A 9,320-nucleotide genomic window follows, 5' to 3' on the forward strand; every position below is an offset into this window, starting at 1 on the left:
ACACCCTAATCCAGCGGAAGCCGAAAAGCTGCAGAACAGAGTAGGCACCAACATTACTAGCGAGTAAAACCCAATCTGATTATGAGCACTCCTTACTCTTTTGATAATCGCCTTGTACTAAGAACGCCCAGATTCCCGCTAATGCAAATTCCGACTAATGATCAACTGCCAGCTTTACTGCATGACAACGCATTCCTTGAAGCAATCTATCTGGCTTCACCTGTATTATACAGCGAATGTATCAAATGGAGAGAAGGAGGGATCACCAGTAAAAAAGATATTGATAAACTGACCCGCTCACTCACAAAGTATGTGATCCGTATGAGCAGACGTTGCACCCCATTCGGATTATTTTCCGGTTGCGCGGTGACTGAATGGAGCGAAAACCCTACCGCTGTGACTGTCAGCAGCACAACCTTCAATCGCCACACACGCCTGGATATGCACTATCTCTGTGCGCTTTCTCAACAACTGGCCAACATGCCCGGTGTGAAAGAACACCTGCTCTATATGCCCAATAGCAGCGTGTATACCATTGGAGATGAACTCCGTTATGTAGAATACTTATATGTAGGCGGTGCTCGCCTGCATCAGATCAGCGCCGTAAGCGCTTCTGAATACCTGGATAAAGTGGTAAGCGCTGCTTATAACGGCGCTACCATCGGTCAACTGTGTAACTGGCTGGCCGATGATCATATCGCAGAGGAAGACGCCAGGATCTTCATCGATGAACTGATAGAAGCACAGCTACTCATCAGTGAAATTGAACCCGCCATCACCGGAAAAGAATTCTTGCAACAGGTGATCGAAGTGCTGGAAAGAATTGAACTGCAGGACCCGGCGGTAGTGAAAGACTTGCTCACCGTATTGGGTAAAGTAGCCACCCTGTTACAACAACTGGATGCAAGTGCTACCAACAGTATCGAACGCTACCGTGAGATCATGCAGTTGCTAGATATATTAGGCGTAGCATACGATGAAAGCAAACTGTTTCAGACAGATGTAGTGAAACATGTATCCGGCAATGGTATCAATATCACCGTACAGGATCAGCTGCAGAATGCCCTGAACGTCATGAATAAACTCAGCGAATATAGAACAAACCCTCACCTGGAGACATTCATGCAACGATTCCATGAACGCTACGAAGAACAGGAAATGCCCCTGCTGGAAGTACTGGACGGAGAAACCGGTATCGGTTATGTAGACAGCAGCAGCACGAATATCGCACCACTGCTGGATGATATTAGTCTGCCGGGCAAAATGAATGAAGTACGCTTCTCCTGGGGCGCCCTGGAACAATTGCTGAGTGGCAAACTGGTAGATATGTACGCAGAAGGCCGTCAGTCCATCGAAATCAATGATGAAGACCTGAAGGACTTTACGGCTAACTGGAACGACCTGCCGCCATCCTTCTCTGTAATGTTCAGGATCGTTGATGAAAAAGACAATTCCATCTACCTGGAAAGTGCGGGTGGATCAAGCGCTGCCAACCTGCTCGGTCGTTTTGCCTATGCGGATAACGAAATCAACAAACTGGTATGCGATATTACTGAAAAGGAACAGGCGATGGATCCGGAAGTAGTGTATGCGGAGATCATCCATCTGCCGGAAAGCCGTACAGGGAATATCTTATTACACCCTGTATTCAGAGGATATGAGATCCCTTATCTGGCGAAATCATCCCTCGATAAAGAACAACAGATCGACTTACAGGACCTTTATATTTCCGTTCGCAATAACCGTGTGGTCATGCGTTCCCGCCGCCTGGGCAAACAGATCATCCCGCGTCTGAGTACCGCACATAATTATACCAATAATTCGCTGCCTGTATATCGTTTTCTGTGCGACTTACAACTCCAGGATAAAAGAGGGGATATGTCTTTCCACTGGGGCGCCCTGGAATCTAAATACCGTTTCTTCCCAAGAGTGACCTGCCGGAACACGATCCTGCACCTGGCCAGATGGACATTCTCTCAGAAGGATATCGCGCAGCTGCTGAATCTGAACGGGGAGGAGCTGACCGTAGCGCTGCAACAGTTCAGAGAACGCTGGAAATTGCCGGAGATAATGGTACTGGCGGATGGCGATAACGAACTGATGGTCGATTTCTCCTGTCACAGTATGGTGAACGCCTGGTTGAGTACTATAAAAGGCAGACAGACATTTGAACTGCGTGAATCCCTGAACAATCAGCAGTGTATTACTGACGAAAACGGACAGCCTTATGTCAACCAGCTGGTAGCAACCCTTGGAAAGGATACAGCTTCCTATACACACCTTAAAGCTGCCGTTCCGCAACAAATGATCAGCGAGCCTGCACAGCGCGACTTTACTCCCGGAAGCGACTGGCTGTACTACAAACTGTATTGCGGCGTAAAATCAGCCGATAAGATACTGCTGAATGCACTCAGGCCCCTGGGCGCAGAACTGGTGGATGCCGGTCTGACCGATAAATGGTTCTTCGTAAGATTTAATGACCCCGATTTCCACCTGCGTGTACGCTTCCATCTTACTGATGTAAGTAAAATAGGAGAGGTGACGGCGAAAATACATGCCAGTCTGCAACCATTTACCGCAGCAGGCTATATCTGGAAGGTACAGCTGGATACCTATTCCCGTGAGATCACCCGCTACGGTGCCAATGCCATAGAACAGGCAGAAACGCTTTTCTATCATGACAGCGTCGCCTTTACTGACCTGCTGCACAATACCTGGGGCGACCAGCGGGAGGAGATCAGATGGCTCTGGAGTCTCCGTGCCGTAGACGAACTGCTGGACTGTTTTATGTTCTCCCTGCATGAGAAACATGCCCTGCTGAGTGGCCTGCGGGACGATTTCCGGGCAGAATTTAACTGGAGTAAGGAGATGAAGCAGCAGCTGGACAATAAATACAGGAATAACAGACAGACCATCGCCAGTTTTATGGAACGGAATGCAAGTCAGTCGGATAGCCTGCAACCGCTGATGAAGATCCTGCGGGAAAAGTCCCTGAATATTGCCGGTGTAGCTCATGAGATCCTGATGCTGGAAAGTGCCGGTAAACTGGAAATATCCATCAGGGACCTGCTACGCAGTTATATTCATATGATGATCAACCGTACTACGATTACTTATTCCCGTAAGCAGGAAATGGTGATGTACGACTTCCTGGCCCGTTATTATCAGTCCGCCCTGGCCCGCACAAAGAGTATCGTTTGGGAGGAATAAACCCTTTAAAAGCCCGGAAAACGGCAAAAAACGACCCTAAATGAACGGGTTGGTACTTAGAATCGGCCGTTTCGTGTAGCATTTTTCCGGAGGAGGGGATTACAGGGTAATTTTATTATACAATCAGAAACAAGCAATCTTTTAATATTTCAAACCTTACCACAGCACTATTTCTTAACTGCTAAACCTTAAACAAAATGGAACACACTACAGACAAAAAAGAGCAAATGCTGAAACTGAACAAGGTAACTGTTATCAAGCTGAACGCTGAAAAGATGAACAACCTTTGGGGAGGTGGCGGAATTATTTTAAATACTACAGATGTTTCCGGTCGTCCACAGTGCGACACAAGGGAAACAGCTATGCTGACACTCTGATATTTCAGGGACTGTCTTCCAACATTGTTTACGGGAAACTCACATATCAGTGCCCCTGCTAATAACTCCGGGCCTTATAGTAGTGAGATTCCCGTATTTTTTTTATCTTAAAGGAGTATAAATGGGTAACCGAGTATTAACCAAGTATCTAATCGCTATCTGCTTTTGTTTGTTTGCCAGACAGTTAAATGCCCAGGACTGTGGTTGTATAGATAATTTTAATCATATGGTGTCAAAGGTGGAAAAGAATTACGCCGGGTACGCCGATAAAGTGACCCAGGTCAACCATTCCCTGTTTGTACACTATACCGATAGTCTTGGCCGGATAGCTGCCCGGACAGACGAACGAAATTGTGTAACGGTACTGAGAAGCTGGATAAAGTTCTTTAATGATCGCCATATGACCCTCGCCATCAAAGGCGATAACCCGGGCGACAGCATCCGTATCAGAGCACTTTTTGCAAATGCAGAGGCACAACCGATTTCACGCGATCAGCTGATGCGTTACCTGGATGGCCAAAAAGATAAACTGGATTCACTGGAAGGCATCTGGCAGAATGAAGACGACGCATACCAGATCGCCTTCATCCGCGACAGACAAAAGAAGGGGCAGGAGTTTGTAGGGATTATCCTGAGGGCGGACAGTGTGTTCTGGCTACCCGGACAGGTAAAAGCCAGGGTCAGCAAACACGGACGAACGTACAGAATGCGGTATTTCTATAATAAATATCATGATACCATTACGCCTATACTGGCATTGGCCCGGCACACCCTTAATGCAGGCGTGGCCGGCATCTGGCGTAAAGTATACCCGGGTGACAACAGCGGCGAAGTGTCCAGAGGGCACTACTATGATCCGCTTTTCCGTAACCTGGATGATCAGACCTGCCTGCTGGTAATGCCGAGTTTCAGTTTACTGGCAAAACCCCTGATAGATAGTCTGATTGAACAGAACCGGACCGTCATCAGCCACATCAAACACCTGATCGTAGATCTCAGGAATAATACCGGCGGATCAGTGCTCTGTTTTCAGAAACTGCTGCCGTTTCTTTATACCAATCCTATTATTACAAAAGGACAGTCTGTGATGGCGACCGACGACAATATTAAGGACCTGTACTCCATTACAGACTACCCCAACATCTCTGACAGCATGGAAACAATTTTCAAAAACGAACTGAAAGAACTACAGGCCAACAGGGGAGGCATGTATAAACTCTGGAAAGACGACACCCTCACTATGCCAACAGTGTTACCTTATCCGAAAACGATCTCCTTTATCGTTAATGAAAGTAGCGCCAGCGCTGCGGAGATCCTGTTGCTGAAGGCAAAACAGAGCACTAAGGTAACGCTCTACGGCCGGCACAGTATGGGCGCTATCGATTATCTCGATGTAGCCTCTACACCAATGCCCTGCCAGTTGTATACACTGCGCTATGCCACTTCCCGGACCAACAGGCTGCCGGAAGAGCCGCTGGACAACAAAGGCATTGAACCGGATGTAGAAATTCCCGATAATGTTGTAGATTGGGTAGAGTTTGTTAGAACTAAATAACCCTTATATGATGCATTTCCAGATAAACAGGAAATACAGGGTAGTGTTACTCCACATAGGGGCCTGGTTGCTATACATCGCATTTGGCACGCTGAATAAGATTTACGTTACCCATACAGACGCGCTTGACCTTGCAGACGTCGTACTTACACAGCTGCCCGGCATTTATGTTTTTTATGGTAGCATTTACGTTTACCTGAAAATACTGTCAGCCAGGAAACAGAAATACCTGTTGCTGCTGGCAGCAGAAATAATGCTTTTTATTACATACCTGCTGTTATTTGCATTCATAGGCGACGTCATCTTTCCGTTGATGCTGCCTACTGTAGAAGTGCCGCCTTTTGAGCTGAGCAGCTTCGTTGTGGCAGGTTTATGGACCTTTATCAGATATTCCTTTTTTGCTTTTGGATATTATTTCGCCGCAAGGCTCATTACAAAAGAGAAAGAACTGAGAGAGAGCGAACTGAAAAAGATGCAGGCAGAAAGGGGAAAACTGGAAGCAGAATACGCCTTCCTGAGAGCACAGATCAATCCGCATTTTCTGCATAACACGCTGAACTTCTTCTATGCAAAATCATTGGGATGTTCCAGGGAGCTGGCAGAAGGAATTGTAACACTCTGTGAGATCATGCGTTATTCGCTGAACAGCGGTGAAGATGAAAGCGGTATGGTGCCACTCTCCAAAGAAGTGGAACATCTCCAGAACGTGATCAAGATCAATCAGCTCCGCTTCAGTAACCGCTTACAGGTACAGTTTGATGTTACCGGTAATATCGGTTACCTCCGCATTATTCCCCTGGTGCTGATCACCCTGGTAGAGAATGCATTTAAACACGGAGATCTGAATAATCCGGAGCATCCGGTTATTTTTCGGTTGACCGTCAGTGAGGATGGCAGAATGGTACATTTTTCCACGCATAATAAAAAGAAAAGCGGACCCAAAGAGCTGTCACATGGTATTGGCATGGACAATATCCGTAAAAGGCTCTCCGCTGTGTATAAAGACAAATACCTGCTTGAAATAAAAGATGATAATGATACCTACACCGTATCCTTGTCTATTCATCTGGGAACAGAGCAGGCCACCGCAGTGAAAGCTGTTTCGGCTGCGGAAAAAGCTGGCGCCGTAGATGGTTACGCCGGTTATGCCAATTATAATCTCCTCATTGATAATCCGTAAACCCTCGAATTATGATTAATTGTTTAGTAGTAGACGATGAACAGCATGCCATTGACGTATTAACGCATCACATCAGTCAGATACCGTTCTTACAGCTGGTAAAATCAACTACTAACGCCATTGAAGCCCTGCAGATCGTGAACATGCAGAAAATTGACCTGGTGTTCCTGGATATCCAGATGCCTGAAATGTCAGGACTGGATTTTGCCAAAACCATACAGGGAAAAAGTAAAGTGATCCTGACCACCGCTTATAGCGAGTTCGCTGCGGAAGGCTTCGACCTGGAGGTAGTAGACTACCTGCTGAAGCCCATCCCGATGCCTCGTTTTCTCAAAGCTGTACAGCGGGTGCTGAACATGGTGACCTCTTCAGTGGCGGCAACCCCCGTAGAAGACGCGTCTTCTATTGAAAATGACTACATTTTCCTGAAAACGGAATTTAAAGGCAAAATGCTCAAGGTGAACCTCAGGGATATCGACTACATAGAAGGTATGAAAAACTATGTGGCGATTCACCATGCAGGCCAGAAAACGATGGCCCTGCTCAATATGAAGGACCTGGAGAGCAGATTGCCCAAAAAGCATTTTTACCGGGTGCACAAGTCATTTATCGTGTCTTTAAGCAAGATCATTGCCATCGAAGGAAGCATGGTTGTATTGAAAGATGTAAAGGCTGAAATCCTGCTGGGAGACACCTATAAGGCAGGCTTTTACGACATCATGAAAGACAAGCTGATGGGCTGAAATGTACGTACCTTGAATCAGCCCTTTGGTGTAGAAAATTACCCTTTGGCGGTGTAGAAAGGTAAATTTGTTGCAGATAAAGATTAAGGAACAATGCAACAAATCGCCCAGAAACATCTTAACAAATTAAATCTCCTCCTGGAAAATTATCGTACTACAAACGATACTTTCCTGAAAGGGAAACTGGGTCTGATCTATTATTATTCCCACCTTTATAAAGTTACTGAAGCGCCCGCATTGAAATGCAAGACGGAAGATCTCATCGGAGAAGTCTTTGCAAATATCAATGCGGGCGTTCCCGCTTTAATGGGCGCCTCACTCAGCAGTGGTGGCGCCGGTTTTGGTTATGCCCTGAACGCAATGTCCCTACAGGGATTCCTGCAGTTCGAAGTAAACGACGAGCTGGAAAATCTTGATGAATTCCTGTACAGATCCGCCCTCGACCTGATTGCCGCAGATAATTTCGACTTTCTGCATGGCGCCCTGGGCGTGGTACATTATTTCACAGAAAGAATGCATACCAGTCCGCAGGTAGCCGTATACCTGGATAGTCTGATCGAAAAGATCTGTCTGAACGCCGTAGAAGAAGATGGAGGATACTGGTTTAAAAACAGCCAGATCAAAATTGATGGCGAAGACGTGATCAGCTTTGGTCTATCACATGGTCAGTGCGGTATAATGCTGATATTACTCAACGCGTATGCTCATTCTGCACACAAAGAGCTGATCAGAAAAATTATTACTGGCGGCATACACTTTATACTCAAGCATAAAATAGACATAGACTTCTCTCTGAACGAATATTCGTTTTTCCCTTTCATCATGAAATCAGACGCCCGTGAAATATCCGCTCCCAACAGAATGGGATGGTGTTACGGTGATCTGAACGAGGTATTATTACTGTACCGCGCAGGTAAAATGTTCAACGACGACAACCTCATTATGCTGGCAGACCTTATCGGTGTGCAAAGCATGATGCGTCAGGATGAAAATGCAACAATGGTGATCTCCTCCGGATTTTGCCATGGTGCATCAGGTGTCGCACAGTTCTGTAAAACGCTGTACGATGAAAGAGGATTAGAACAATATCGTAAAGGATATGAATACTGGATCGAACGTACGATTATCCTGCTGGAAGAAGAACTGCCACAGAACGTTTATGCAGGCAAAGAAGGGGATATGCTGGAAGGCGCTATAGGCGTAGCTTTCACGCTGCTCTCTTATGTGTCTGAGCATGAGCTGAACTGGAGCAAAGCGTTTTTATTATGAGTTATGAGTAGTTTGTACTTAGAATGAGCTTGTTCGTGTAACAACTTTGAGAAGAGGAAAAAATCATTCTAAGTTTGTATCATCAGAGAAATGAAATGATCGCACCACTCCTGATCATCCGTCTCTCTTCAGAAAATTCAATCGGGGACTCTTTGTAGCGATAGCTATACCCTGCACCCTTCATTTTTCGTAGAACATTCACATTGGGACCCTTTGTAGCGATAGCTATGTCCCATACCCATTATTTCCTTTAAACGTACAGATCGGGACTCTTCGTAGCGATAGCTATGTGCTGTACCCCCTGTTGCCTTTAAAAATTCACATTGGGACTTTTTGTAGCGATAGCTGTGCCCCGCAGGTAAAATGATAAAAAATACCGTAAACCCAGGGGATTCTACTGTTAACCGAATTAGCAATCTGTATCAATTTCTTTAATGACCTCTTTAAACCGCATTGTATGTCCAAATTTAACGTTGGTTGGTACCTCCTTTATACAAGACCCCGGCAGGAAGCCAGAGTAGCGAAGGAAATGGCAGACAAAAACATACAGATATACCTGCCCTATACGACAGTAAAAAGAAGATGGACTGACAGGATCAAAGTACTTGAAGTACCGCTTTTTCCCTCATATGTATTTGTGCGCCTCACCAATATGCACGAATTCTACTACGGATCAAACCTGGAAAGCGCCTGCAGTTATGTGCGTTTCGGTAATGAAGTAGCCCGTGTAAGTGATGCAGCAGTAGAAGCCGTAAGGACAATTGCTAAAGCGGGGAATAACCTGGAAGTCTCCAGTGAACGCTTTACACCCGGTCAGCAGATGACGATTAAAGAAGGCCCGCTCTGTGGCCTTAACTGTGAAGTAATACAGTACAAAGGCAAAGATAAAATACTCGTACGCGTACATATGCTGCAAAGAAGCATAATGGCGGATATGCCGGCCAGTGTACTCATCCCGTTTGAAGCAGAACAACAATTATAATAAA

The 9,320-nt window shown here is 45.9% G+C and carries 7 protein-coding genes; all 7 read left to right on the plus strand.

The genetic code is table 11. From position 1 onward, the window contains the following. The first annotated feature begins 81 nt into the window (after positions 1-81). The 7 genes from BMZ72_RS31135 to BMZ72_RS31165 all read left to right on the plus strand — a co-directional run bounded on the left by BMZ72_RS31135 (position 82) and on the right by BMZ72_RS31165 (position 9,316). Positions 82-3,210, plus strand: a complete 3,129-nt coding sequence (locus BMZ72_RS31135; RefSeq protein WP_089814508.1) for a lantibiotic dehydratase — start codon at positions 82-84, stop codon at positions 3,208-3,210. Positions 3,211-3,407: 197 nt separating this feature from the next. Beyond that, on the plus strand, positions 3,408-3,587 hold the full coding sequence (locus BMZ72_RS31140; protein WP_089814510.1) for a hypothetical protein: 180 nt from the start codon (positions 3,408-3,410) through the stop codon (positions 3,585-3,587). A 226-nt stretch (positions 3,588-3,813) separates the two neighbouring features. After that, positions 3,814-5,142, plus strand: a complete 1,329-nt coding sequence (locus tag BMZ72_RS31145) for a S41 family peptidase (protein WP_177222985.1) — start codon at positions 3,814-3,816, stop codon at positions 5,140-5,142. A gap of 7 nt (positions 5,143-5,149) precedes the next feature. Then, positions 5,150-6,322: a sensor histidine kinase gene (locus BMZ72_RS31150; protein WP_089814514.1), complete on the plus strand. Its 1,173-nt coding sequence runs from the start codon at positions 5,150-5,152 to the stop codon at positions 6,320-6,322. Between the two features lie 11 nt (positions 6,323-6,333). Beyond that, a complete protein-coding gene (locus BMZ72_RS31155) occupies positions 6,334-7,065 on the plus strand; it encodes a LytR/AlgR family response regulator transcription factor (RefSeq protein ID WP_089814516.1) in 732 nt (243 codons plus the stop codon). Between the two features lie 93 nt (positions 7,066-7,158). Further along, positions 7,159-8,334 carry a lanthionine synthetase C family protein gene (locus BMZ72_RS31160; protein ID WP_089814518.1) on the plus strand — a complete coding sequence of 392 codons (1,176 nt, stop codon included), beginning with the start codon at positions 7,159-7,161 and terminating at the stop codon, positions 8,332-8,334. Positions 8,335-8,791: 457 nt separating this feature from the next. Next, the gene (locus tag BMZ72_RS31165) at positions 8,792-9,316 is read left to right on the plus strand and encodes a transcription termination/antitermination protein NusG (protein WP_089814520.1); all 525 of its coding nucleotides are present in this window, start codon (positions 8,792-8,794) and stop codon (positions 9,314-9,316) included. Positions 9,317-9,320 lie beyond the last annotated feature (4 nt).

Origin of the sequence: Chitinophaga sp. YR627, assembly GCF_900114995.1 — a bacterium.
In the GTDB taxonomy this organism is placed as follows: Bacteria; Bacteroidota; Bacteroidia; order Chitinophagales; family Chitinophagaceae; genus Chitinophaga.